Annotated in this window: 22 protein-coding genes and 1 pseudogene; 6 read left to right on the plus strand and 17 right to left on the minus strand. The window is 71.6% G+C overall.

The window, feature by feature from the left end:
* Nucleotides 1-173: 173 nt before the first annotated feature.
* Nucleotides 174-1,988: an endonuclease/exonuclease/phosphatase family protein gene (locus ABZ354_RS13010; protein WP_358656006.1), complete on the plus strand. Its 1,815-nt coding sequence runs from the start codon at nucleotides 174-176 to the stop codon at nucleotides 1,986-1,988.
* A 54-nt stretch (nucleotides 1,989-2,042) separates the two neighbouring features.
* Here ABZ354_RS13010 and ABZ354_RS13015 read toward each other — a convergent pair.
* The 3 genes and pseudogenes from ABZ354_RS13015 to ABZ354_RS13025 all read right to left on the minus strand — a co-directional run.
* Nucleotides 2,043-2,303, minus strand: a pseudogene (locus ABZ354_RS13015) (antibiotic biosynthesis monooxygenase); the annotation flags it as partial.
* A 222-nt stretch (nucleotides 2,304-2,525) separates the two neighbouring features.
* Nucleotides 2,526-3,041: a DUF3618 domain-containing protein gene (locus tag ABZ354_RS13020; RefSeq protein ID WP_358656008.1), complete on the minus strand. Its 516-nt coding sequence runs from the start codon at nucleotides 3,039-3,041 to the stop codon at nucleotides 2,526-2,528.
* Nucleotides 3,038-3,472 carry a phage holin family protein gene (locus tag ABZ354_RS13025; RefSeq protein WP_358656010.1) on the minus strand — a complete coding sequence of 145 codons (435 nt, stop codon included), beginning with the start codon at nucleotides 3,470-3,472 and terminating at the stop codon, nucleotides 3,038-3,040. The genes ABZ354_RS13020 and ABZ354_RS13025 overlap by 4 nt, the downstream gene beginning before the upstream one ends.
* Nucleotides 3,473-3,617: 145 nt before the next feature.
* On the opposite strand from ABZ354_RS13025, the gene dapA reads away from it, so the two are divergent.
* Nucleotides 3,618-4,673 (plus strand): 4-hydroxy-tetrahydrodipicolinate synthase, encoded by a 1,056-nt coding sequence (gene dapA, locus ABZ354_RS13030; RefSeq protein ID WP_358656012.1) that lies wholly within the window; start codon nucleotides 3,618-3,620, stop codon nucleotides 4,671-4,673.
* A 297-nt stretch (nucleotides 4,674-4,970) separates the two neighbouring features.
* Here dapA and dapD read toward each other — a convergent pair whose 3' ends face one another.
* The 11 genes from dapD to ABZ354_RS13085 form a co-directional block, all read right to left on the minus strand.
* Nucleotides 4,971-5,960: a 2,3,4,5-tetrahydropyridine-2,6-dicarboxylate N-succinyltransferase gene (dapD, locus tag ABZ354_RS13035; protein WP_358656014.1), complete on the minus strand. Its 990-nt coding sequence runs from the start codon at nucleotides 5,958-5,960 to the stop codon at nucleotides 4,971-4,973.
* Between the two features lie 177 nt (nucleotides 5,961-6,137).
* A complete protein-coding gene (locus tag ABZ354_RS13040; RefSeq protein WP_358656016.1) occupies nucleotides 6,138-6,719 on the minus strand; it encodes a TetR family transcriptional regulator in 582 nt (193 codons plus the stop codon).
* Nucleotides 6,719-7,039 (minus strand): multidrug efflux SMR transporter, encoded by a 321-nt coding sequence (locus tag ABZ354_RS13045; protein WP_358656018.1) that lies wholly within the window; start codon nucleotides 7,037-7,039, stop codon nucleotides 6,719-6,721. Before ABZ354_RS13045 ends, ABZ354_RS13040 begins: the two co-directional genes overlap by 1 nt.
* Before the next feature lie 134 nt (nucleotides 7,040-7,173).
* On the minus strand, nucleotides 7,174-7,506 hold the full coding sequence (locus tag ABZ354_RS13050; protein WP_358656021.1) for a metal-sulfur cluster assembly factor: 333 nt from the start codon (nucleotides 7,504-7,506) through the stop codon (nucleotides 7,174-7,176).
* Nucleotides 7,503-7,970: a Fe-S cluster assembly sulfur transfer protein SufU gene (gene sufU / locus ABZ354_RS13055; RefSeq protein WP_358656022.1), complete on the minus strand. Its 468-nt coding sequence runs from the start codon at nucleotides 7,968-7,970 to the stop codon at nucleotides 7,503-7,505. The genes ABZ354_RS13050 and sufU overlap by 4 nt, the downstream gene beginning before the upstream one ends.
* Nucleotides 7,971-8,071: 101 nt before the next feature.
* A complete protein-coding gene (locus ABZ354_RS13060) occupies nucleotides 8,072-9,328 on the minus strand; it encodes a cysteine desulfurase (RefSeq protein ID WP_358656024.1) in 1,257 nt (418 codons plus the stop codon).
* The gene (gene sufC / locus ABZ354_RS13065; RefSeq protein ID WP_358656026.1) at nucleotides 9,325-10,089 is read right to left on the minus strand and encodes a Fe-S cluster assembly ATPase SufC; all 765 of its coding nucleotides are present in this window, start codon (nucleotides 10,087-10,089) and stop codon (nucleotides 9,325-9,327) included. Before sufC ends, ABZ354_RS13060 begins: the two co-directional genes overlap by 4 nt.
* A gap of 7 nt (nucleotides 10,090-10,096) precedes the next feature.
* Nucleotides 10,097-10,414 carry a non-heme iron oxygenase ferredoxin subunit gene (locus ABZ354_RS13070; RefSeq protein WP_358656028.1) on the minus strand — a complete coding sequence of 106 codons (318 nt, stop codon included), beginning with the start codon at nucleotides 10,412-10,414 and terminating at the stop codon, nucleotides 10,097-10,099.
* Nucleotides 10,411-11,511 (minus strand): Fe-S cluster assembly protein SufD, encoded by a 1,101-nt coding sequence (gene sufD / locus ABZ354_RS13075; protein ID WP_358656030.1) that lies wholly within the window; start codon nucleotides 11,509-11,511, stop codon nucleotides 10,411-10,413. The genes ABZ354_RS13070 and sufD overlap by 4 nt, the downstream gene beginning before the upstream one ends.
* Before the next feature lie 181 nt (nucleotides 11,512-11,692).
* Nucleotides 11,693-13,114: a Fe-S cluster assembly protein SufB gene (sufB, locus tag ABZ354_RS13080; protein ID WP_358656031.1), complete on the minus strand. Its 1,422-nt coding sequence runs from the start codon at nucleotides 13,112-13,114 to the stop codon at nucleotides 11,693-11,695.
* Nucleotides 13,111-13,890, minus strand: coding sequence for a metalloregulator ArsR/SmtB family transcription factor (locus tag ABZ354_RS13085; RefSeq protein WP_358656033.1), 780 nt, complete (start codon nucleotides 13,888-13,890; stop codon nucleotides 13,111-13,113). Before ABZ354_RS13085 ends, sufB begins: the two co-directional genes overlap by 4 nt.
* A gap of 274 nt (nucleotides 13,891-14,164) precedes the next feature.
* Here ABZ354_RS13085 and ABZ354_RS13090 point away from each other — a divergent pair, with 274 nt between their 5' ends.
* From ABZ354_RS13090 to ABZ354_RS13100, 3 genes are all read left to right on the plus strand, one after another.
* Nucleotides 14,165-15,088 carry an ABC transporter ATP-binding protein gene (locus ABZ354_RS13090; RefSeq protein WP_358656035.1) on the plus strand — a complete coding sequence of 308 codons (924 nt, stop codon included), beginning with the start codon at nucleotides 14,165-14,167 and terminating at the stop codon, nucleotides 15,086-15,088.
* Between the two features lie 152 nt (nucleotides 15,089-15,240).
* Nucleotides 15,241-15,957: an ABC transporter permease gene (locus ABZ354_RS13095; protein ID WP_358656221.1), complete on the plus strand. Its 717-nt coding sequence runs from the start codon at nucleotides 15,241-15,243 to the stop codon at nucleotides 15,955-15,957.
* Between the two features lie 73 nt (nucleotides 15,958-16,030).
* The gene (locus ABZ354_RS13100; RefSeq protein WP_358656037.1) at nucleotides 16,031-17,038 is read left to right on the plus strand and encodes a COX15/CtaA family protein; all 1,008 of its coding nucleotides are present in this window, start codon (nucleotides 16,031-16,033) and stop codon (nucleotides 17,036-17,038) included.
* 35 nt (nucleotides 17,039-17,073) lie between these two features.
* On the opposite strand, the gene ABZ354_RS13105 is transcribed toward ABZ354_RS13100, so the two are convergent.
* The 3 genes from ABZ354_RS13105 to ABZ354_RS13115 form a co-directional block, all read right to left on the minus strand.
* A complete protein-coding gene (locus tag ABZ354_RS13105) occupies nucleotides 17,074-18,186 on the minus strand; it encodes an amidohydrolase family protein (RefSeq protein ID WP_358656039.1) in 1,113 nt (370 codons plus the stop codon).
* A 69-nt stretch (nucleotides 18,187-18,255) separates the two neighbouring features.
* Nucleotides 18,256-18,612, minus strand: coding sequence for a hypothetical protein (locus ABZ354_RS13110; RefSeq protein ID WP_358656041.1), 357 nt, complete (start codon nucleotides 18,610-18,612; stop codon nucleotides 18,256-18,258).
* Between the two features lie 94 nt (nucleotides 18,613-18,706).
* A complete protein-coding gene (locus tag ABZ354_RS13115; RefSeq protein ID WP_358656043.1) occupies nucleotides 18,707-19,660 on the minus strand; it encodes a heme o synthase in 954 nt (317 codons plus the stop codon).
* Nucleotides 19,661-20,067: 407 nt separating this feature from the next.
* Here ABZ354_RS13115 and tkt point away from each other — a divergent pair, with 407 nt between their 5' ends.
* A complete protein-coding gene (tkt, locus tag ABZ354_RS13120; protein WP_358656045.1) occupies nucleotides 20,068-22,155 on the plus strand; it encodes a transketolase in 2,088 nt (695 codons plus the stop codon).
* Nucleotides 22,156-22,172: the final 17 nt, after the last annotated feature.

Genomic DNA, 22,172 nt, shown 5'->3' on the forward strand with positions numbered 1-22,172 from the left:
GGCAGGAGATTGACGCGCGTAGAAGTCGGGCGACAGCCGTTCACCGACCCGACGGCTACGAGCGTCGCACCGCCCCATCCGGTCGCGCCATCCGCGTTTCCCGTCCGCCGCCCCAGGGTGTTGCCCGATCGCCCCTGGTCCCGGCGCATTGTCATGTCCCCGGAGGGATTCCGTTGCCGAGCAAGTCGTCCACGCGCCTCGCCGCGCTCACCGTCGCCGCCGTGTGTTCCGCGGCGTCCACCGTCGCTCTCGTCTCCCCGGCGCACGCCGACACCGTGCGCGTCCACGACATCCAGGGCAGCACCCGGATCTCCCCGTACGCCGGCAAGCAGGTCACGGACGTGGCGGGAATCGTCACCGCCATCCGCGCCTACGGCTCCTCCAAGGGTTTCTGGATGCAGGACCCGAGCCCGGACGCCGACCCGGCCACCAGTGAGGGCGTGCTCGTCTTCACCGGCTCCGCCCCGAAGGTGGCCGTCGGCGACGCCGTGACCGTGTCCGGCACCGTCTCGGAGTACGTCCCGGGCGGCACCTCGTCCGGCAACCAGTCGGTCACGGAGATCACCCGGCCCACCGTGCAGGTCGTGTCCGCGGGCAACGCGCTCCCGGCGCCGGCGGTCCTGGACGCCGCCTCGGTGCCGGACGCGTACACCGCGGAGCCGAACGGCTCGATCAACGCGCTGCCGCTGCGGCCCGACGCGTACGCCCTGGACTTCTACGAGTCCCTGGAAGGCATGAACGTCCAGGTGGCCGACGCCCGCGTGGTCGGCGCCACCGACCCGTACACCGAGCTGTGGGTCACGGTGAAGCCGGACGAGAACGCCGCCCGCCGGGGCGGCACCGTGTACGGCTCGTACGACGCCCAGAACTCCGGCCGCCTCCAGATCCAGTCCCTGGGCGCCGCAGCCGACTTCCCCGCCGCGAACGTGGGCGACACCCTGGCCGGCACCACCACGGGCCCCCTGGACTACAACCAGTTCGGCGGCTACACGCTGGTCGCGGGCGAACTCGGCACCCTGCGCGACGGCGGCACCGAGCGCGAGACGACCCGCGCGCAGCGCCCCGGCGAGCTGGCCGTGGCGACGTACAACGTCGAGAACCTGGACCCGTCCGACGACACGTTCGGCGCGCACGCCGCCGCCATCGTGAACAACCTCCAGTCGCCCGACATCGTGTCCCTGGAGGAGATCCAGGACAACAACGGCGCCACGGACGACGGCACGGTCGCCGCCGACGAGACGGTGGCGAAGCTGATCGACGCGATCGCCGCGGCGGGCGGCCCGCGCTACGACTGGCGCGGCATCGACCCGGCCGACGGCGCGGACGGCGGCGAGCCGGGCGGCAACATCCGCCAGGTGTTCCTGTTCAACCCGGACCGGGTCTCCTTCACGGACCGCGCGGGAGGCGACGCCACGACGGCCACCGGCGTCACCGAACGGCACGGCCGGGCCGCCCTGACGTTCTCCCCCGGGCGGGTCGACCCCGCGAACGAGGCCTGGGAGGACAGCCGCAAGCCGCTGGCCGGCGAGTTCGTCTTCCGCGGCCGTACCGTCTTCGTGATCGCCAACCACTTCTCCTCCAAGGGCGGCGACCAGGGCATGACCTCGCAGTTCCAGCCGCCGGTGCGCAGTTCGGAGACGCGGCGCCACCTGCAGGCCGCCGCCGTCAACGCCTTCGCCAAGGACATCCTCGACGTCCGGCGGAACGCGGCCGTGATCGCGCTCGGCGACATCAACGACTTCGAGTTCTCCGGGACGGCGCGGACGCTCGAGCGGGACGGCGCGCTGTGGTCGGCGATCAAGTCGCTGCCCCGCGGCGAGCGCTACACCTACACGTACCAGGGCAACAGCCAGACGCTCGACCAGATCCTCGTCAGCCCGGCGATCCGGCGCGGCGGCGACTTCGCCTACGACAGCGTGCACATCAACGCCGAGTTCCACGACCAGATCAGCGACCACGACCCGCAGGTGCTGCGCTTCCACCCGTGATCCGGGATGCCCCGGGGCCGCTGCCGCGCGGCCCCGGGGGCGCTACCGCCGCGCCTGCCGGTGCGTCGTCACGAAGCCCTCGTACCCCTGCTCGTCGCGCCACTGCGAGTAGGGCAGCAGCGTGGAGCCGTCGTGACCGGTGTAGAGGTGGTGGCCGAGCAGGCCGCGAGCGGGCCAGGGCCGGCGCTCCCAGGTCTCGGCCACGGCATCGACGGCCTGCCACTGCCGCTCGGGCCTGCCGAGGCGCCAGGTGCTGAAGAAGGGGGCGCCGACGCGGGGGTCGGCGGGATCGGGGTGCGCGGCGGTACGGCGCGTGCGCGGGGTCCGGGGAGTACCGGGAGTCCGGGGAGTACCGGGAGTTCAGGACATCATGGCGGACACGGTGGTGCCTCAAGTGAGGTCGAGGTCAAGCACGCTGCGGCGTGCGGGGCACGCGGGGGCGCGCGGGGCGCGGGGCACGAGACGGACCCCCGGCCGAGTGACCTCGACCGGGGGTCCCGGGACTGATCGCCGTATGGCCGGCCGCCGCCCCGGTGGTCAGCAGCGCCCGTCGCGACGCCGCCGTACGGCGCCCGCCGCCATCACCGCGCCCACGGTCGCCACCGCGGCCAGCAGCAGCGGCCGTGGATGCCGTCGCCCGGCGCCGACGAGACGGCGGACGGGACCCGCGGTGCCCTCGGCCGCGCGCTCGACCCGCGTGGACCCGCCGCGTGCCAGGTGCCCGGCTCCGTCGGCCGCGCTCCGTGCCGCATGGCCGCCCTTGGCCGCCCTGCCCTGCACGGTGTGACCGGCCTTGGCCGCCTTGCCCTGCACGGTGTGACCCGCCTTGGCCGCCTTGCCCTGCACGGTGTGCCCGGCCTGTGCGGCGGAGCTGCGCAGTTGGACGGTCATCGCGCCGGCCTTGTCGCGCAGGTCGGCCGCCCGCGCCCGGGCCCGGCCCTTCACGTCCGTCTTGCCCGCCAACTCCTGGACGGTGTTGCCGAGCTGGGTGCGGGTGCGTGCGATCTGCTCCCTCAGCTCATCGGGCCCCTTGGCCCCGGCCGACGGCTTCATCGGTGTGCCCTTTCCTTGATCTCCTCGACATCGGCCCGGACGCTGCCGAGGGTCGCCTCGGGCGTGGGCGGCGTGGCGCGGCGCAACTGGGCGCGCCCCAGCACGGCCAGAACGCCCGCTATCGCGAACAGCACCGCCGTCACGATGAGCGCCGCGGCCCAGACCGGCAGCACCAGCGAGAGTGCGGCGACGCCCGTGCCGGCGAGCGCGAGCAGCCCGGCGTAGGCGAAGGCTCCCGCGCCGGCGAGCATGCCGCCGCCCTTGCCGGCCCGCTTGCCCTTCTCGGCCAGCTCGTTCTTGGCGAGGGCGATCTCCTGCCGTACGAGCCGGGAGAGCTGTTCGGTGGCCTGCCCGACGAGTTCGCCCACGGAGTGCTCGTCACGGGCGTACCCGTTGCGCGTGGGGCGCTGGGTGTCCATGGTCCCGGTCACGTTCCGCCTCCTCTCGATTCCGGAAAGCCCCGGGTACCCCTCCGGAGGTGGCGGACACCACCCTCGGGACCGCTAAGGACCCCTAAGCAATGTGCGGCAGAAAATATAAGTAGTGCTTCACTGTCGGCAGACGGAAACTACGTCCATGACGACGGCTTCCACGACCGCGCCCGGACCTCCCCGCCCCTTCGGCCGCCTGCTGTGCGCGATGGTCACGCCCTTCACGGAGTCCGGGGCCCCGGACCTCGACGGCGCCCGGCGGCTGGCCCACCGGCTGGTGTCCGGGGGCTGCGACGGCCTGGTCCTGTCCGGCACGACGGGCGAGTCGCCCACCACGACGGACGCGGAGAAGGCGGCGCTGGTCGGGGCGGTACGTGACGCGGTGGGCGAGCGCGCGCACGTCGTCGCCGGCGTGGGCACCTCCGACACGCGGCACACGATCGAGCTGGCCCGGGACGCCGAGAAGGCGGGAGCGGACGGCGTGCTGGTGGTCACGCCGTACTACAGCAGGCCGCCGCAGGACGCGGTCGAGGCGCACTTCCGCGAGGTCGCGGACGCGTCCGGACTGCCGCTGATGCTGTACGACATCCCCGCCCGCACCGGCACCCGCATCGAGCCGGACACGATGCTCCGGCTCGCGGACCATCCGAGGATCGTGGCCGTCAAGGACTGCGCGTACGACCTCCTGGGCACCCAACGGGTCATGTCCCGTACCGGGCTGGCGTACTACACGGGTTGCGACGAGTACACGCTCGCCCTCTACGCGAGCGGTGGCGCGGGATGCGTCAGCACGGTGGCGAACGTGACGCCGGGCCACTTCCGGGCGATCCTCGACGCGTTCGACGCGGGATGCACGACCGGGGCGGCCCGGCTCCAGCAACAGGCCGCCGAACTGGTGGAGTCGATGATGGCGGGTGGCCTGCCCGGCACGGTCACCGCGAAGGCGCTGCTCACCGAGCTGGGCCTCCCGGCGGGCCCACCCCGCCCACCGCTGCGGCCCGCCGACCGCAAGACGACCGACGGGCTCCGGGCAGCGTACGAACGGCTGTTGGCCCAGACCCTCGGCCAGGGCGCGGAGCACCGCTCGACGAAGACGGGCTCCCACCCGTGCCGCGACATGCCGACGTCCGGCTCACGAACCCCACTCAGCGGTACGACCCTGTCGCTGCCGATCGTGACCAGCACGAGCCGTAGCCGGTAGGGCTCCTCCAGGCTCGTGACCCGCTCCCAGGCGACGAGCCGCTTGTCGTCGGCGTCGGGCGGGACGGGGCGGGGGTGCGGCCCAGGTCCCCGCGCCGGACGCCACGTCGAGGACGGCGAAGCCCGTACGGCTCGATCCGCCGGACAGCGGCCCCCAGTCGGGCCCCCCGCCGCCTTCGGGCAGCCGCATCTCGTCCGGATGACCCTCGTACGTCGTTGCGACGAGCCGTTGCCCGTCGCGCGAGAACGCGAGCGCGCCGACGCCCCGTCCGCCCGGAACCGCAATCCAGCGTTTGGTTCAGTTGTGGCTGTGCAGCACCTCGTTCAGCCCGCCCCACACCGCGTTGTTCGGCCGGGCCTCCACCGCGCCCGTGACCGAGTTGCGGCGGAAGAGGATGTGGGAGGCGCCGGAGAGTTCGCGGGCCTTGATGATCTGGCCGTCGGGCATCGTGACGCGGGTGCCCGCGGTGACGTAGAGGCCGGCTTCCACCACGCACTCGTCGCCCAGCGCGATGCCGATGCCCGCCTCGGCGCCGATCAGGCAGCGCTCGCCGATAGAGATGGTGACGTTGCCGCCGCCGGACAGCGTGCCCATGGTGGACGCGCCGCCGCCGATGTCCGAGCCGTCCCCGATGACGACGCCCGCGGAGACGCGGCCCTCGATCATCGACGTGCCGAGCGTGCCGGCGTTGAAGTTGACGAAGCCCTCGTGCATGACCGTGGTGCCCTCGGCGAGGTGGGCGCCCAGCCGGACCCGGTCCGCGTCGGCGATGCGGATGCCCTTCGGCGCGACGTAGTCCGTCATGCGCGGGAACTTGTCGACCGAGGTCACCTGGAGGTGCAGACCCTCGGCGCGGGCGTTCAGCCGCACGTGCTCCAGGTCGTCCACGGCGACCGGCCCGAGGGAGGTCCAGGCGACGTTGGCGAGGTGGGCGAAGATGCCGTCCAGGCTCTGGCCGTGCGGCGTGACCAGGCGGTGCGACAGCAGGTGCAGGCGCAGGTAGACGTCGTGGGCGTCGACCGGCTTCTCGGCGACGGAGGAGATGACCGTGCGGACCGCGACCACCTCGACGCGGCGGCGGGCGTCCGGGCCGATCGCCTTGGCGGCGCCCTCGCCGAGCAGTTCCACGGCACGCTCGGCCGTCAGCCGCTCGGTGCCGGCGGGACCCGCCTCCTCCACGAGTTCGGGCGCGGGGAACCATGTGTCGAGAACGGTGCCGTCGGCGGCGATCGTGGCGAGGCCGGCGGCAACGGCGCCGGTGGTGCGAGGTGCGGTCGTGTCGGTCATGAGGGAAACCTAACCCGCCCGGCGTCGTACCGGCCAACCGGTCCCCGGGGCGTCTCACCGGCCGGTCCGCGGCCACTCCGACGGCTCACGGGCCGGGCCCGCGTCCCTCCGGCGGGACGGTCCGGGCGACATCCCCGGCGCACACGTCCCGCACCTCCCGGGCCTCTCACCGCCGGACTACGCCTCTCCGGCCGGCTCACCGCGGGATGCTGCGCGCGCCGGCCCCGCCAGCACCCTCGCGAAGACGTCCCGCGCGTACCGCTCCTCGTACGCCGCCCCCGTCAGCAGCACCTGGAGGCACATGCCGTACAGCACGGCCACCAGCGCGCGAGCCGTCACCGTGTCCGTGCGGCGCGCCAGCAGCGCGGTCAGGTCCCGGGACCACTCGGCGGCCACCGGGCGCAGGGCCGGGCGGCGGAGAGCGGCCAGGTAGAGCTCGTACTCCAGCTCCACACCCGTCGGGTCACCGGCCAGCCACTCCCCCAGCAGGGCCGCCAGGTCCGCGGCCAGGTCGGTGTCCGGGTCGGTGAGGCCGCCCCGGGAGGCGACCGCCTCGGCGAAGCCCTCGCCGGCCTGTCGCAGCGCGGCGACCATCAGCTCGTCCAGGGTCGCGAAGTGGTACGTCGTCGAACCCAGCGGGACGTCCGCCTCGGCGGCGACCGAGCGGTGACTCAGCCCGGCGATGCCCTTCGCGCCCACGACGCGGATCGCCGCGTCGACGATCCGCTGGCGCCGTTCGGGGTCGTACCGCCGGGGCATCAGTGCGCGCCTCCCAGGTTGAGCACCACGACCCCGGCGATGATCAGGGACATGCCCGTCGCCTTGGCCGCGGTCATTCCCTCCCCCAGGAACACGATGCCGATCGTGGCGATCGCCGCGGTGCCCGCGCCCGCCCAGATCGCGTACGCCGTGCCGACCGGGACCGTCTTCAGCGTCCGGGCGAGGAGCGTGAAGGAGACCAGGTAGCCGAGCACCGTCAGCAGCGACGGGCCCAGTCTGCTGAATCCCTCGCTGTACTTCATCGCCGTCGTCGCGCCGACCTCGGCCGCAATCGCCGCGGCGAGCATCAGGTATCCCATACGGCCGACGGTACCCCGCGATGTGTACAGGCGTACGCATCACCGCCCCGCGGGCGGCAAGCAGTGAGGCCCCCGGGAGAACCCGCGCTCCTTGGGTTCTCCCGGGGGCCTCCGCACACCCGGCCGGACGGCCGTCAGACGTTGAAGCCCAGCGCGCGCAGCTGCTCGCGCCCGTCGTCCGTGATCTTGTCCGGGCCCCACGGCGGCATCCAGACCCAGTTGATGCGCAGCTCGTTGACGAGGCCCTCGGTGGCGGACTTGGCCTGGTCCTCGATGACGTCCGTCAGCGGACAGGCCGCCGAGGTCAGGGTCATGTCGAGCGTCGCGATGTTCGCGTCGTCGATGTGGATGCCGTAGATCAGTCCGAGGTTGACGACGTCGATGCCCAGCTCGGGGTCGACGACGTCGTACAGCGCCTCACGGACCTCTTCCTCCGAGGCGGGCTTCATCTCAAGGGTCTCGCTCATGCCGTCTTCCTTTCGGCGTCGGCTCCGCCCAGCACCTGGGCCGTCGCGTCCTTCCACGCCATCCAGCTCAGGAGGGCGCACTTCACCCGTGCCGGGTACTTGGAGACCCCGGCGAACGCGACCGCGTCCTCCAGGATCTCCTCCATCGCGTCGTCGGGCTCGATCCGGCCCTTGGACTGCATCAGCTCCAGGAAGGTCTCCTGGACCTTCTTCGCCTCGGCCAGGTCCTTGCCGACGAGGAGGTCGTTCAGCACGGAGGCGGAGGCCTGGCTGATGGAGCAGCCCTGCCCCTCGTAGGAGACGTCCTTGACGGTCGTGCCGTCGTACTTCACGCGCAGCGTGATCTCGTCACCGCAGGTCGGGTTGACGTGATGCACCTCGGCGTCGCCGTCCCGCAAGCCCCGCCCGTGCGGGTTCTTGTAGTGGTCCAGGATGACTTCCTGGTACATCGAATCCAGCTTCACACCAATCAACCTCGCGTCTCTGCCAGCGTCCGCCGCGTGCTCTTCCGGCCGGGGGTCCGGGGGTCGTCCCCGGGACGGCACAGCGCCGTCCGTCCGGCCCCTCAGCCGAAGAAGTTCCGTACGTGCTCCAGGCCGGCGACGAGCGCGTCGATCTCCGCCGGTGTGGAGTACAGATAGAACGACGCTCGCGTGGTCGCAGGAATTCCGTACCTGAGGCAGACCGGGCGGGCGCAGTGGTGGCCGACCCGGACCGCGATGCCCTGCTCGTCGAGGACCTGGCCCACGTCGTGCGGATGGATGTCCCCGAGCGTGAAGGAGATCGCGGCACCGCGGTCCTCGGCCGTCGCCGGGCCGATGATGCGCAGGCCGGGGACGTCCAGGAGCCGCTTCACCGCGTACTCGGTGAGGGCCTGCTCGTGGGCGAGGATCTTGTCCATGCCGATCGAGTTGAGGTAGTCGATCGCCGCGCCCATGCCGACCGCCTGCGCGACCGGCGGGGTGCCCGCCTCGAACTTGTGCGGGGCCGGGGCGTACGTCGACGAGTGCATCGACACGGTCTCGATCATCTCGCCGCCGCCGAGGAACGGAGGCAGGTCCTCGAGCAGTTCCTGGCGGCCCCACAGGACACCGATGCCGGTCGGGCCGCACATCTTGTGGCCGGTGAAGGCCACGAAGTCGGCCTGGAGGGCCTGCACGTCCAGCGGCATGTGCGGCGCGGCCTGGGAGGCGTCGACGCAGACCAGCGCGCCGACTTCCTGGGCGCGGCGCACGATGGCCTCGACCGGGTTGTGCGTGCCGAGGATGTTCGACACCAGCACGAAGGAGACGATCTTCGTCTTCTCCGTGATGACCTCGTCGATGTCGGACAGGTCGAGGCGGCCGTCGTCCGTGAGACCGAACCACCGCAGCTTCGCGCCCGTGCGCTGCGCGAGCAGCTGCCACGGCACGATGTTGGAGTGGTGCTCCATCTCCGTGATGACGATCTCGGTGTCGGAGTCCACGCGGTAGGGCTCGTCGGCCCAGCCCAGCATGTTCGCCACGAGGTTGAGCGACTCCGAGGCGTTCTTGGTGAAGATCACCTCGTCGCGGGAGGGCGCGTTGACGAACTCGGCGACCTTGTCGCGCGCGCCCTCGTACAGCGCCGTGGCCTCCTCGGCGAGCACATGCACACCGCGGTGGACGTTGGCGTTGTAGCGCTCGTAGTACTCGCTCAGGGCGTCCAGCACCTGGCGCGGCTTCTGGCTGGTGGCCGCGTTGTCCAGGTACACGAGCTTCTGACCGTCGTGGACCTGGCGGTCCAGGATGGGGAAGTCCTTGCGGATCGCCTCGGTGTCGAGGAGGCCCGGCAGCTGTGTCACGCGGATGCGCCACCCTTCGCGTAGGCCTCGTAGCCCTCTTCCTCGAGCTTGTCGGCGAGTTCGGCGCCGCCGGACTCGACGATGCGGCCGGCGGAGAAGACGTGCACGTAGTCGGGCTTGATGTAGCGCAGGATGCGCGTGTAGTGCGTGATCAGCAGGGTGCCGACCTCGCCCGTCTCGCGTACCCGGTTCACGCCCTCGGAGACGACGCGCAGGGCGTCGACGTCGAGGCCGGAGTCGGTCTCGTCGAGGATGGCGACCTTCGGCCTGAGGAGCTCCAGCTGGAGGATCTCGTGGCGCTTCTTCTCACCGCCGGAGAAGCCCTCGTTGACGTTGCGCTCGGCGAAGGCCGGGTCCATGTTGAGGCGCTGCATGGCCTCCTTGACCTCCTTGACCCACAGCCGCAGCTTGGGGGCCTCGCCGCGCACGGCGGTGGCGGAGGTGCGCAGGAAGTTCGACACCGACACGCCCGGGACCTCGACCGGGTACTGCATCGCGAGGAACAGGCCGGCGCGGGCGCGCTCGTCGACGGACATCTCCAGGACGTCCTCGCCGTCGAGGGTGACGGTGCCGCCGGTGATCGTGTACTTGGGGTGACCCGCGAGGGAGTAGGCGAGGGTCGACTTGCCGGAGCCGTTCGGGCCCATGATGGCGTGCGTCTCGCCCTGCTTCACGGTGAGGTCGACGCCCTTGAGGATTTCCTTCGTGGCGTTGTCGGCCTCGACGGTGACGTGCAGGTCTCGGATTTCAAGCGTTGCCATGGGTGCCTCAGGACTCCTGGGTGAGGGAGACGAGCACGTCGTCCCCTTCGATCTTTACGGGGTATACGGGGACGGGGCGCGTCGCCGGAAGACTGTCGGGCTTGCCGGACCGGAGGTCGAAGCGCGAGCCGTGCAGCCAGCACTCGATGTGGCAGTCGTCGACCTCGCCCTCGGCGAGTGACACGTTCGCGTGCGAGCAGATGTCGTGGATCGCGAACACCTCGCCCTCGGTCTGCACGATGGACAGCGGCGTGCCGTCGAGTTCCACCCGTTTCGGGGTGTCCTCCTCCAGCTCGCCGAGTCCGCAGGCGCGTACGAAGGTCATGCGACCGACGCCTCCAGCTCCTCCTCGATCTTGGCGAGCAGGCGCTCCTCGATGTCCGGGACACCGATCTGCTGGACCAGTTCGGCGAAGAAGCCGCGCACCACCAGGCGGCGCGCGTCGTGCTCCTTGATGCCGCGGGCCATCAGGTAGAAGAGCTGCTCGTCGTCGAAGCGGCCGGTCGCGGAGGCGTGTCCGGCGCCGACGATCTCGCCCGTCTCGATCTCCAGGTTGGGGACCGAGTCGACTCGGGCGCCGTCGGTCAGCACGAGGTTGCGGTTCATCTCATACGTGTCGGTGCCCTCGGCGGCGGCCTCGATGAGGACGTCGCCGATCCACACGGCGTGGGCGTCGTCGCCCTGCAGGGCGCCCTTGTAGACGACGTGGGACTTGCAGTGCGGGACGTTGTGGTCGACCAGGAGGCGGTGCTCCTGGTGCTGGCCCCGGTCGGTGAAGTACAGGCCGAGCAGCTCGGCCTCGCCGCCGGGACCGGCGTACGTCACGCGCGGGTTCAGCCGGACCAGGTCGCCGCCGAAGGTGACGACGACCGACTTGAAGGAGGCGTCGCGGCCGACGACGGTGTTGTGCTGGCCCACGTGCACGGCCTTGGCGTCCCAGTCCTGGACGGAGACGACGGTCAGCCTGGCGCCGTCGCCGAGGACGTAGTCGACGTTGGCGGCGAGCACCGCGTCACCGGTGTGGTCGATGACGACCACGGCCTCGGCGAACGCGCCCAGCTCGATCACCTGGTGGCCGTAGGCGACACCGCCTTCGCCGTGCACCGCGATGCGGACCGGCTCGGTGAGGACGGTCTCCTTCGGCACGGTCACGACCGAGGCCTTCTCGAAGGCGGAGTACGCCTGCGCGGCGACACGGTCCACCGGGATGCCGGCCCTGCCGAGCCGCGCGTCGTCGCGCCCGACGGTCTCCACGGTGACGCCCTCGGGGGCCCGGATGTCGACCTTCACGCCGGCGCCGTTCGCGGTGGCCGTGCCGTCGTGCAGGCCGCGCAGCCGCTCCAGCGGCGTGAACCGCCACTCCTCCTCGCGGCCGTGCGGGACGGGGAAGTCCGCGACGTCGAAGGACGGGGGCGCGCTCATGCGCGTGGCGACGGTCGACTCCGCGGCCACCGCGATCGAACCCGCGGTGGTGGACCCCCCGGGTGGGGGTCCCCCCGCACGAGCGGAGCCGGGAGTGGGGGAGTTCTGAGCCTCAGCCATGGCTGTCGTAGTGCTCGCTTTCCTTTGCGTACCTGAGTGGCTTGACGGGGCGGCGGGGGCGTCAGCCCACCGAGCCTTCCATCTGCAGCTCGATCAGCCGGTTGAGTTCCAGCGCGTACTCCATGGGCAGTTCCTTGGCGATCGGCTCGACGAAACCGCGCACGATCATCGCCATCGCCTCGAACTCGCTGAGGCCGCGGCTCATCAGGTAGAAGAGCTGGTCCTCGGACACCTTGGAGACGGTCGCCTCGTGGCCCATGGACACGTCGTCCTCGCGGACGTCCACGTACGGGTACGTGTCGGAGCGGGAGACGGTGTCGACGAGCAGCGCGTCGCACAGCACGTTCGACTTGGAGCCGTGGGCGCCCTCGCCGATCTCCACGAGACCGCGGTAGGACGTGCGGCCACCGCCGCGCGCCACCGACTTGGAGACGATGTTGGACGACGTGTTCGGCGCCATGTGGACCATCTTGGAACCGGCGTCCTGGTGCTGGCCCTCGCCCGCGAAGGCGATGGACAGCGTCTCGCCCTTGGCGTGCTCGCCCATCAGGTAGACGGCCGGGTACTTCATCGTCACCTTGGAGCCGATGTTGCCGTCGATCCACTCCATGGTCGCGCCCTCGTACGCCACGGCGCGCTTGGTGACCAGGTTGTAGACGTTGTTCGACCAGTTCTGGATGGTCGTGTAGCGGCAGCGGGCGTTCTTCTTGACGATGATCTCGACCACGGCGCTGTGCAGCGAGTCCGACTTGTAGATCGGTGCCGTGCAGCCCTCGACGTAGTGCACGTAGGCACCCTCGTCGACGATGATCAGGGTCCGCTCGAACTGGCCCATGTTCTCCGTGTTGATGCGGAAGTAGGCCTGGAGCGGGATCTCCACGTGCACGCCCGGCGGCACGTAGATGAAAGAGCCACCCGACCACACGGCGGTGTTCAGGGAGGCGAACTTGTTGTCACCGACCGGGATGACGGTCCCGAAGTACTCCTTGAAGAGCTCCGGGTGCTCCTTCAGCGCGGTGTCGGTGTCGAGGAAGATGACGCCCTGCTCCTCCAGGTCCTCGCGGATCTGGTGGTAGACGACCTCGGACTCGTACTGCGCGGCGACGCCCGCGACGAGGCGCTGCTTCTCCGCCTCCGGGATGCCGAGCTTGTCGTACGTGTTCTTGATGTCCTCGGGCAGTTCCTCCCAGGAAGCGGCCTGCTTCTCGGTGGAGCGCACGAAGTACTTGATGTTGTCGAAGTCGATGCCCGACAGGTCGGAGCCCCAGTTCGGCATGGGCTTCTTCTCGAACAGCCTCAGGCCCTTGAGCCGGAGCTTCGTCATCCACTCCGGCTCGGACTTCTTGTCGGAGATGTCCCGGACGACGTCGTCGTTCAGGCCGCGGCGCGCCGACGCACCGGCCTCGTCCCGGTCGGCCCAGCCGTATTCGTACTTACCCAGGCCCTCGAGCTCGGGGTGGGCAGTCTCCGTGGGGAGAGTCATGCGGGGTTCCTCCCGGCCTTGCTTGCAGATGCGTTACGTGTGGCGTTGGAAAACTCGGGGGGCGGCGGTTTCTTCGACGCCGCGGGGATGAACGTCGTGCAGACGCCGTCGCCGTGCGCGATGGTCGCCAGCCGCTGCACGTGGGTACCGAGCAGCTCGGCGAAGAATTCCGTCTCGGCCTCGCACAGCTGCGGGAACTGCTCGGCCACGTGGGCGACCGGGCAGTGGTGCTGGCAGAGCTGTTCGCCCTGTTGCGGGAGGGGGGCGCTGCGTGCGGCAGCAGCGTACCCGTCCGCGCTGAGAGCCCTGGCGAGGGCTTCGGTGCGCTCGTCGGGCGCGGCGGACTCGACGGCGCTGCGGTACGCCTTCGCCTGGTCGGCGATGCGGGCGCGGGCGAAGGCGGCGACCGCCTGCTCCCCGCCCTCCTGCCGGGCGATCCAGCGCAGGGCGTCCACGGCGAGCGCGTCGTACGACTGGTCGAAGGCGTCGCGGCCGCAGTCGGTGAGCGCGAACACCTTGGCGGGGCGGCCGCGCGTGCGTGCGCCGTAGACCCGCTGCTCACGGGCTTCGACCACGTCGTCGGCGACCAGCGCGTCGAGGTGGCGGCGGACGGCGGCCTGGGTGAGGCGGAGGCGGCCGGCCAGTTCGGCGACGGTGGAGGGGCCGTGGTCCAGGATGGACCGCGCGACTCGGTTGCGCGTCGAACGCTCTCCGGTCGCCAGCTCCTCCTGCGGGGCCCCCGTGGGGGTCTCCCGAGCCTCACCGACGTTTTTCACAACGCCATTGTTGCGTAATTCCGCGGAGCGTGACAAGCCGCGCCCCGGGTGCCCCGGGTGCCCTGCGTCACTTAGGTATACCTAAGGTGACCTGCGGCGACGATCTCTGACCGGTCACACCGTACGCCGCCGGCGCGCGGCCGCTCCCGGTGGCGTACGTGGTGGGGGCGCGTGGGCGTACGCGGAGCGCGGACTTCCGGCGGGTCGGCCCGTGCGGAGGAACTCCCCAACCCGCCGGTTCGGGGGCCCGCACGCGTCCCTAGACTCAGGACCCATGCGAAGCGAGCCCGTGGTCCAGGTCCAGGCCCTGGTGAAGCGGTACGGAACGAAGACCGCGGTGGACGGCCTCGACCTGGTGGCCCGTACGGGCGTCACCGCCGTGCTCGGCCCCAACGGGGCGGGCAAGACGACCACGGTCGAGACCTGCGAGGGCTACCGGCGGCCGGACGGCGGCACGGTGCGGGTCCTGGGCCTCGACCCGGTGCGGCAGGCCGCCGGACTCCGCCCCCGGATCGGCGTGATGCTCCAGTCCGGCGGCGTCTACTCCGGCGCGCGGGCCGACGAGATGCTGCGGCACGTCGCCAGGCTGCACGCCCACCCGCTCCACGTGGACGCGCTGATCGAGCGCCTCGGGCTCGGCTCCTGCGGCCGCACGGCCTACCGGCGGCTGTCCGGCGGGCAGCAGCAGCGGCTCGCGCTCGCCATGGCCGTCGTCGGCCGGCCCGAGCTGGTGTTCCTCGACGAGCCGACCGCCGGACTCGACCCGCAGGCCCGCCGCGCCACCTGGGACCTCGTACGGGACCTGCGCGCCGACGGCGTCTCCGTGATCCTCACCACGCACTACATGGACGAGGCGGAGGAGCTCGCCGACGACGTCGCGATCATCGACTCCGGCCGGGTCGTCGCCCAGGGCTCACCCGAGGAGCTGTGCCGCGGGGGCGCCGAGAACACCCTGCGTTTCACCGGCCGCCCCGGCCTCGACGTCGGCTCCCTGCTCAAGGCGCTGCCCCCGGACACCGCCGCCGCCGAGCTGACACCGGGCTCGTACCGGGTCGTCGGCATGGTCGACCCCCAGCTGCTGGCGACGGTCACCTCGTGGTGCGCCCAGCACGGCGTGATGCCGGACCGCATCTCGGTCGAACGGCACACCCTCGAAGACGTGTTCCTGGAGCTCACCGGCAAGGAGTTGCGCTCGTGACCGCCACCCCCAGTTCCCCCGGCACCACCGCCGCACCTGGCGGCACCACCGGCACCACCGGCACCACCGGCACCACCGGCACCACCGGCACCACCGGCACCACCGGCACCGGCCAGTACGCGCCGCGTCCCGGGGCTGCGCCGCTCTCCCGGATGATCGCCGCGCAGGCCGCGCTGGAGACGCGGATGCTGCTGCGCAACGGCGAGCAACTGCTGCTGACCGTCGTGATCCCGGCGCTGCTGCTGGTCCTGTTCAGCACGGTCGACGTCGTCGACACCGGCTCCGGCGAGGCCGTCGACTTCCTCACACCCGGTGTGCTCGCGCTCGCCGTGATGTCGACCGCGTTCACCGGGCAGGCCATCGCGACCGGCTTCGAGCGCCGCTACGGCGTACTGAAGCGGCTCGCCGCCTCGCCGCTGCCCCGCTGGGCCCTGATGACCGCCAAGACGGCGTCCGTGCTGGTCACCGAGGTGCTGCAGGTCGTGCTACTGACGGTGATCGCGTTCGCGCTGGGCTGGTCGCCGCACGGCGACCCGTTCGCGGTACTGCTCCTGCTGGTTCTCGGCACCGCGGCGTTCTCCGGGCTCGGGCTGCTGATGGCGGGCACTCTCAAGGCGGAGGCGACGCTGGCCGCCGCGAACCTGGTGTTCCTGCTGCTGCTCGTCGGCGGCGGCGTGATCGTGCCGCTGGACAGGTTCCCCGCCGGTGCGCAGGACGTCCTCGGTCTGCTGCCGATCTCGGCGCTGTCCGACGGCCTGCGGGACGTCCTGCAGCACGGGGCGGGCATGCCCTGGGGCACCCTCGCGATCCTGGCGGTGTGGGCGGTCGCGGGGCTCGCCGCCGCCGGGAGGTTCTTCCGCTGGGAGTAGCCGGCCGCCCCGCCTTCCGCACGCCGACCGGGGAGCGACCCTCGCGAAAGCGTGCAGAAACGGGCGGCCTACCATGGTGCGCGTGCCGAACGTGACCCGCGACGACGCCCTGGCGGCCGTACGCAACCCTCTCGCCTTCATCGCCGAACGCTGGACCCCGGCCCCCCGGACGGTTCGGCGGGCGGCCCTCTCCGCACTCGTCATGGCGGTGATCATCGTGGTCACCGGCGGTGCCGTACGGCTGACGGGCTCCGGCCTCGGCTGCCCGACCTGGCCCAAGTGCACCTCCGACTCGCTCACCGCGACCGGCGCGATGGGCATCCACGGCGCCATCGAGTTCGGCAACCGCATGCTGACGTACGTCCTGTGCGCCGCCGTCGGCTGGGCCATCGTCGCCGCGCGCTCCGAGAAGCCGTACCGGCGCTCCCTGACCCGGCTGGGCTGGGCCCAGTTCTGGATCGTGATGAGCAACGCGGTCCTCGGCGGCATCGTCGTCCTGGTCGGGCTGAACCCCTACACGGTCGCGGCGCACTTCGTGGCGACCTCGGCGCTGATCGCGGTCGCCACGGTGATGTGGCAGCGCGCCCGGGAGGGCGACGCGCCGCCGCGTCCGCTGGTCGGTACGGCGATCCAGCAGCTGGTGTGGGTCCTGGTCGGCGCGAGCACGCTGCTGATCCTGGCCGGCACGGTCGTCACCGGCGCGGGTCCGCACGCGGGCGACTCCAGCGAGGTCGAGCGGATGCCGGTCGACTGGGAGACGGTCACGAAGGCGCACGCCGTGCTGGCGTGGATCGTGGTGACGCTGGCGTTCGCCCTGTGGTTCGTGCTGAAGGCGGTGGACGCCCCGCACGGCCCGCTCGGCCGGACCCGCGAACTGTTCCTGGTGCTCCTCGCCCAGGGCGCCCTGGGCTACGTCCAGTACTTCACCGACCTGCCCGAGCTGCTGGTGGGCCTGCACATGCTCGGCTCCGCCGTCATCTGGATCGCGGTGCTGCGGGTGCTGCTGTCACTGCGCGAGCGTCCCGCGACGAGCGCCGGGCTGCCGAACCCGTCGGCCGAGGCCACCCTGACGACCGCCTGAGCGGAGACCGGCCGGCGCCGCCCCGGCACCTTCCGCTACCGCTGGTCCAGCCCGTACACCCGCCGGGCGTTCCCCGACGCGATCAGGCCGGCCACTCGTTCCGCGTCGGCCAGGGACCACGCGCCCTCGACCACCCAGTTGCCCAGCACCCGCCCGAGGGCCTCGCGGAACAGACGGGCACCCACCACGTGCAGCTCGGGCAGCCCGTGGGCGCCGCTGGAGAAGAGGATCTTGCCGAACGGGGCCAGCTCGAGGATCTCCGCGAGGACGGTCGCGGCCCTCGCCCCGGTGCGCACCAGGGCGGCGCCCGAGTCGGTGTAGACGTGCGGGAACACCCCGGCGAGGTGGGCGGCGTGCCGGTGGTAGGGGTAGCCGTGCAGCAGCACCAGGTCGGTGCCGAGCCCGGCGGTCGCCCGGACGAAGTCGGTGAGCAGCACCGGGTCGGTGCGGTCGATCCTCAGGCCCGGCTCGCCGAGCCCCGCATGCAGTTGGAGGGGCCGGCCGGAGGCGACCGCGATCCACAGCAGGTGTCGCAGCAGCACCGGGTCGCTCAGCTCGCCGCCGACCCGGCGGGCGGCGAGCCAGCGCGCGGCGGCGTCCCGCACCTCCCCCGGGCCCGGCGGCTCGGGCGCGACCGCGAGACCGTGCCGAACGCCCGCGACGGACGTGAAGGCGACAGCGTGTGCCGCGGCGGCGTGCACCGACTCGGCGAGGTTGGCGAGGAAGGACTCGACGGTGCCGGAGGTGTCGGCGACCTGCTCGGCCAGCTGCTCCAGGCGCACGACCTCGTGGGCCTCGGCGGCTCCCGCGGAGGCCATCTCGTCGGGCCCGGTGAGGTCGTCGGGCAGTCCGGTGTCGACGAGGTACGTGGTGATGCCGCTGCCGCGCAGCAGCCTGCGGCCCACCTCCGGCGCGCCGAGTTCGCGGCGCCGGGCCAGGTAGCGGGCGGGCGGGCAGTGCGGCTCCAGTCCGAGCAGCGGCGGGCACCAGCGGCGTACCGCGAAGCCGGTCTGGGTGTCGAACAGGGTGGTGCCCGGCGCGGGCTGTCCCTCGGTGCGGGACAGCCGGGCCTCGAAGGTGCCGAGGCCCAGCTCCGTCCGCACCACGCCGTGGCAGTACTGGTCCACGAGGGACGGCGTCTCGATCATCCGGGCTCCCCGTGGCTGGACCGTGCCGCGTCGAACGGCTTCCTACGGTCCTAACGGGTGAACGGGCGATCAGGTGTTGCTCTTGCCGCCCACCTGGATGCCCGCCATGCGGGACCACTCGTACGGCCCGGTCCTGACCCTGGCCGCGAACTCGCCGTCGAAGTCCTCGTGGACGGTGATGCCGGACTTCTCGACGGCCTGCCGGGCGATCCCGGTGGGTGCCACGATGTCGCCCCAGCCGCCGTCCGCGCCGACGAGCACGATCCGGGAGCCGCGCTCCCCGAGGTACGCCACCTGGCCCTCGGCCCCGCCGTGCGCCTTGGCGAAGGCGCCGATCCGGCGGGCGACCCTGGCCACCCGGCGCTGTTCCCTGGCGTCCTGCCGGGCGCCGCCGTCGCCTTCGTCAACCTGCTTGGTGTCTGCCATGGCCAGGATGCTACCCACGGGTAGGCCAAACGGCGACGGGCGGGGGTGAGTGGCTTTGGCCACGCACCCCCGCCCGCGCGGGAATCAGGGGGGTTCAGCTCAGGAACGGATCCACCGCGATCGCCAGGAAGACGATCGACACGTAGGTGATGGACCAGTGGAACAGGCGCATCTCCTTGAGCTTCGCGCCGGTCACCTCGGCCTTGGCGCGGTTCTGCAGCCCGTGCGCCTCCCACAGCCAGAAGCCGCCGGCCAGCAGGGCGACGGCCGTGTAGAACCAGCCGGTGTAGCCGAGCGGCGTCAGCAGCAGCGACACGCCGACCATCACCCAGCTGTAGAGGACGATCTGGCGGGCGACGACCTTGTTGGAGGCGACGACCGGGAGCATCGGCACGCCCACGCGCGCGTAGTCGTCACGGACCTTCATGGACAGCGGCCAGTAGTGCGGCGGCGTCCAGAAGAACATGACGAGGAAGAGGATGACCGGCGCCCACGCCATGGAGTTCGTGACGGACGACCAGCCGATCAGCACCGGCATGCAGCCGGCGATGCCGCCCCAGACGATGTTCTGCGAGGTGCGGCGCTTGAGGATCATCGTGTAGACGACGACGTAGAAGAGGAGGGCGCCGAGGGCGAGCCAGGCCGAGAGCCAGTTGACGGTGAGGCCGAACAGCAGGGTGGAGACGACCGCCAGGGCGATGCCGAAGACGAGGGCCTCGGCGGGGCTGACCATGCCGGTGACGATCGGGCGCCGGGAGGTGCGGTCCATGAGCGCGTCGATGTCACGGTCGATGTACATGTTCAGCGCGTTGGCGCCGCCCGCGGAGAGGTAGCCGCCGAGGCAGGTGAGCAGCACGAGGCCGAGGTCGGGCACGCCCCGCTGCGCGAGGAACATCACCGGAACGGTGGTGATGAGCAGCAGTTCGATGATCCGCGGCTTCGTGAGAGCCACGAAGCCCATGACACGGGCCCCGAACGGCCGGTGGACCGGGCTTTGGCTCGCACCGATTACCCCCGCTGGACGGGATTCAACGGCCGTCACGCACACCCCTAAGAGACATCCCAGCGGGCCGGCCGGTGTGAATTCCGGGTGAAGGCCCGCGCGTACCACGCCACTGTAGACGTTGCCCACACCTGGATCTCCGCGGGGGTCGGTCGTGTTGGCGGGCCCGCTCGCAGGGGGGTGTCGTGTCCTGGCCGGGGCGCCCTCCGAAGGGCGTTCCGGCGCTCGATCGAGCGCTCGTTCGGCCGCCTCCGGATGCGGATGCCGAATATCGAACAGGCCTGGTCGAGAGCGCCTTGCAAAGGGGACCGGCAGTCTGGAATGGACCGAAAAATCGTACGCGCTTCGGGGGTAGGCTCGGCTGCGTCCGGCCATTGCCCAGCAGTACGCCGGCAGCCGGTGGGCGTCACGTGCACCGGCATCCGACATGTGGAGAGGAGCCCTGACTCAGGGTGAGCACCAAGCCGACCACCACAGACCTCGACTGGACCGAGCTGGACCAGCGGGCCGTCGACACCGCGCGCGTCCTGGCCGCCGATGCCGTACAGAAGGTCGGCAACGGCCATCCCGGTACGGCGATGAGCCTGGCCCCCGCCGCCTACACCCTCTTCCAGAAGGTGATGCGGCACGACCCGGCGGACGCCGACTGGGTCGGACGCGACCGCTTCGTGCTGTCCGCCGGCCACTCGTCCCTGACCCTCTACACCCAGCTGTACCTGGCCGGTTTCGGTCTTGAGCTGGATGATCTGAAGGCTTTCCGGACCTGGGGCTCGAAGACCCCCGGCCACCCGGAGTACGGCCACACCACGGGCGTGGAGACGACCACCGGCCCGCTGGGCCAGGGTGTCGCCAACGCGGTCGGCATGGCGATGGCCGCCCGCTACGAGCGCGGCCTGTTCGACCCGGAGGCGGCCGAGGGCACCTCCCCGTTCGACCACTTCGTCTTCTGCGTCGCCGGTGACGGCTGCCTGCAGGAGGGCATCTCCGCGGAGGCGTCCTCGCTGGCCGGGCACCAGAAGCTCGGCAACCTGGTGCTTCTGTGGGACGACAACCACATCTCCATCGAGGGCGACACGGAGACGGCCGTCTCGGAGGACGTCGTCAAGCGGTACGAGGCGTACGGCTGGCACGTGCAGCGCGTCGCGCCGCAGGAGAACGGCGACCTGGACCCGGTGGCGATCCATGCCGCGGTCGAGGAGGCCAAGACCGTCACGGACCGGCCGTCGTTCATCGCGATGCGTTCGATCATCGCCTGGCCCGCTCCGAACGCGCAGAACACCGAGGCCGCCCACGGCTCGGCGCTCGGCGACGACGAGGTGGCCGCCACCAAGCGCGTCCTCGGCTTCGACCCTGAGCAGACCTTCGAGGTGTCCGAGGAGGTCCTCGCGCACACCCGTGGCGCGCTGGAGCGCGGCCGTGCGGCGCGGGCCGAGTGGGAGAAGTCGTTCCGGGCGTGGCGCGCCGCGAACCCGGAGCGGGCCGCCGAGTTCGACCGGGTCGCCGCGGGCGAGCTGCCCAAGGGCTGGGAGGACACGCTCCCGGTCTTCGAGCCGGGCAAGGCGGTCGCCACGCGTGCCGCGTCCGGCAAGGTCCTGCAGGCGCTCGGCGCGGTGATCCCGGAGCTGTGGGGCGGCTCGGCCGACCTGGCGGGCTCCAACAACACCACCATCGACAAGACGAGCTCCTTCCTTCCGGCGGGCAACCCGATGCCGGAGGCGGACCCGTACGGCCGCACCATCCACTTCGGCATCCGCGAGCACGCCATGGCCGCGGAGATGAACGGCATCGCGCTGCACGGCAACACCCGGATCTACGGCGGCACCTTCCTGGTGTTCTCCGACTACATGCGCAACGCGGTGCGGCTGTCCGCGCTGATGCACCTGCCGGTGACGTACGTGTGGACGCACGACTCCATCGGTCTCGGCGAGGACGGCCCGACCCACCAGCCGGTGGAGCACCTGGCCTCGCTGCGCGCCATCCCCGGTCTGAACGTGGTGCGCCCGGCCGACGCGAACGAGACGGCGACCGCCTGGCGCGAGATCCTGCGCCGCTGGACGAAGGAGTTCGGCAAGGGCGCCCCGCACGGCCTGGCGCTGACCCGGCAGGGCGTGCCGACGTACGCGCCGAACGAGGACGCGGCCAAGGGCGGCTACGTGCTGTTCGAGGCGGAGGGCGGCGCGCCGGAGGTCGTCCTGATCGCCACCGGTTCCGAGGTGCACGTGGCGGTGGAGGCGCGGGAGCAGTTGCAGGCGGCGGGCACGCCGACGCGTGTGGTGTCGATGCCGTCCGTGGAGTGGTTCGAGGAGCAGGACCAGGGGTACCGGGACAGCGTCCTGCCGCCGTCGGTGAAGGCGCGCGTGGCGGTCGAGGCCGGTATCGGTCTGACGTGGCACAAGTACGTGGGGGACGCGGGCCGCATCGTCTCCCTGGAGCACTTCGGTGCGTCCGCCGACGGCAAGGTGCTGTTCCGCGAGTTCGGCTTCACCGCCGAGAACGTGGCCGCCGTGGCGCGGGAATCACTCGCCGCCGCCCGGCGCTGACGCTCACATACGACACG

It is taken from the genome of Streptomyces sp. NPDC005925, from assembly GCF_040638805.1.
In the GTDB taxonomy this organism is placed as follows: Bacteria; Actinomycetota; Actinomycetes; order Streptomycetales; family Streptomycetaceae; genus Streptomyces.

Excerpts from the sequence above, each read along its gene's own strand:
- ABZ354_RS13045 (WP_358656018.1), bottom strand. The coding sequence starts at position 7,039 with ATGGGATACCTGATGCTCGCCGCGGCGATTGCGGCCGAGGTCGGCGCG.
- ABZ354_RS13095 (WP_358656221.1), top strand. The coding sequence starts at position 15,241 with ATGATCGCCGCGCAGGCCGCGCTGGAGACGCGGATGCTGCTGCGCAAC.
- ABZ354_RS13105 (WP_358656039.1), bottom strand. The coding sequence starts at position 18,186 with ATGATCGAGACGCCGTCCCTCGTGGACCAGTACTGCCACGGCGTGGTG.
- dapD (WP_358656014.1), bottom strand. The coding sequence starts at position 5,960 with ATGACCGACACGACCGCACCTCGCACCACCGGCGCCGTTGCCGCCGGC.
- sufD (WP_358656030.1), bottom strand. The coding sequence starts at position 11,511 with ATGAGCGCGCCCCCGTCCTTCGACGTCGCGGACTTCCCCGTCCCGCAC.
- sufC (WP_358656026.1), bottom strand. The coding sequence starts at position 10,089 with ATGGCAACGCTTGAAATCCGAGACCTGCACGTCACCGTCGAGGCCGAC.
- ABZ354_RS13090 (WP_358656035.1), top strand. The coding sequence starts at position 14,165 with ATGCGAAGCGAGCCCGTGGTCCAGGTCCAGGCCCTGGTGAAGCGGTAC.
- ABZ354_RS13040 (WP_358656016.1), bottom strand. The coding sequence starts at position 6,719 with ATGCCCCGGCGGTACGACCCCGAACGGCGCCAGCGGATCGTCGACGCG.
- ABZ354_RS13110 (WP_358656041.1), bottom strand. The coding sequence starts at position 18,612 with ATGGCAGACACCAAGCAGGTTGACGAAGGCGACGGCGGCGCCCGGCAG.
- ABZ354_RS13020 (WP_358656008.1), bottom strand. The coding sequence starts at position 3,041 with ATGAAGCCGTCGGCCGGGGCCAAGGGGCCCGATGAGCTGAGGGAGCAG.
- ABZ354_RS13050 (WP_358656021.1), bottom strand. The coding sequence starts at position 7,506 with ATGAGCGAGACCCTTGAGATGAAGCCCGCCTCGGAGGAAGAGGTCCGT.
- ABZ354_RS13070 (WP_358656028.1), bottom strand. The coding sequence starts at position 10,414 with ATGACCTTCGTACGCGCCTGCGGACTCGGCGAGCTGGAGGAGGACACC.
- dapA (WP_358656012.1), top strand. The coding sequence starts at position 3,618 with ATGACGACGGCTTCCACGACCGCGCCCGGACCTCCCCGCCCCTTCGGC.
- ABZ354_RS13100 (WP_358656037.1), top strand. The coding sequence starts at position 16,031 with ATGGTGCGCGTGCCGAACGTGACCCGCGACGACGCCCTGGCGGCCGTA.
- sufB (WP_358656031.1), bottom strand. The coding sequence starts at position 13,114 with ATGACTCTCCCCACGGAGACTGCCCACCCCGAGCTCGAGGGCCTGGGT.